The 1,251-nt window shown below is 72.9% G+C and carries 1 protein-coding gene; it reads right to left on the bottom strand.

Annotation, left to right across the window (positions count from 1 at the left end; all coding sequences use genetic code 11):
- Nucleotides 1-1,251, bottom strand: a 1,251-nt coding sequence (locus tag ND748_RS32295; protein ID WP_251750059.1) for an alpha-(1->3)-arabinofuranosyltransferase family protein, incomplete at both ends; no start/stop codon positions are given.

Below are 1,251 nucleotides of genomic sequence, written 5' to 3'. Positions count from 1 at the left end.
GCCGCCGGCCGCGCCGCGTACCGCTCCTCCAGGGCGGCCAGGCCGCCGGCGAGCAGCACCGACAGGCCGAGGGCGACCATCGGGACGGCGCGCGGCAGCGAGCGCAGCGCGAGCCCGGCCGTCGACCCCTCGGCGAAGTCCTTGAACAGCCGGCCCCAGGGCGAGGGGTCGTCGTAGGGGTAGACGCCGACGGCGATCGTGGTGCCCAGCAGGATGAGCACGACGAAGTAGCCGCGGTGCCCCCAACGGATCGCCGAGGCCGCCGCGAGCGCGAGGATCGGCAGCGCGAAGCTGACGACGATCAGCCACAGGTCGTGGGTGTAGTGGGTGGCCGGCCCGATCCAGGGGCCGAGCGCGTCCTGGCCGTAGAAGAACCAGTTGCCCAGGCCCCGCAGCACCTCGGACGCCTGTGAGCTGCTGGCGACCGTCTCGATCGTCTCGGTGAAGGCGAGCACGTTCAGCCCGTAGCCGGCCTGCGTGTAGAGCCCGGCGATCCACCACGCCGAGGTGACGACGACGGCCAGCACGGCCCGGGTGCACATGCCCGTGGCGGCGCCGAGGCGGACCTCCCGGGTGCCCCACACGGCGAACGGCACCCACAGCAGCGGCGCGAACAGGATGAAGATGAGGCTGGAGGCGTTGATGCTGCCGATCGTGGTGACGACCAGGGCGAACGCGGCGGGGAAGCGCCAGCCCGTCGGCCGCCAGCCGGCCCGACCCGGCTCGGCCTCCCGCAGGCCACGCACGGTGATGCCGATCAGCCAGCCCAGTCCGGCGTAGGGCAGCAGGATCGCCGAGATCCGCGCCTCGTACTCCAGGATGTAGGGCGAGAGCATGTAGCCGGCGGCGGCGACGAACGCGAACCGGTCCGGCCAGCGGAACGAGCGCAGCAGGAACAGGACACCGGTGCCCGCGCCGAACAGGATCGAGCCCGTCCACAGCCGCTGCGCCACCCAGTCGGGTAGGCCCGCGATGTCCAGCAGCCAGTAGAACAGCCCCTGCGGGTACAGGTAGCCGATGTTCTGGTGGGTGACCGTGCCCATGCCGATCGCGGGGTCCCACATGGAGACGGCCCGGCGCAGCATCCGGCCCGGATCGAGGTAGAGGTACGCCTTCGTGTCCGCGCCGATCTTGCCGGGCGCGGTGGCCAGCAACGGCAGGTAGGCCACGGCGGCCAGCACCAGCGTGGGCCAGGACGGCAGCAGCCGGCGGCCCCGCGACACCGCCGCATCGGCCCGACCGGTCGGGCCC

The sequence above is a fragment of the Frankia sp. AiPs1 genome, assembly GCF_023716945.1.
Classification (GTDB): Bacteria; Actinomycetota; Actinomycetes; order Frankiales; family Frankiaceae; genus Frankia.
The sequence above is the reverse complement of the archived record's forward strand: the minus strand, read 5'-3'. Positions and strand labels throughout refer to the sequence as shown.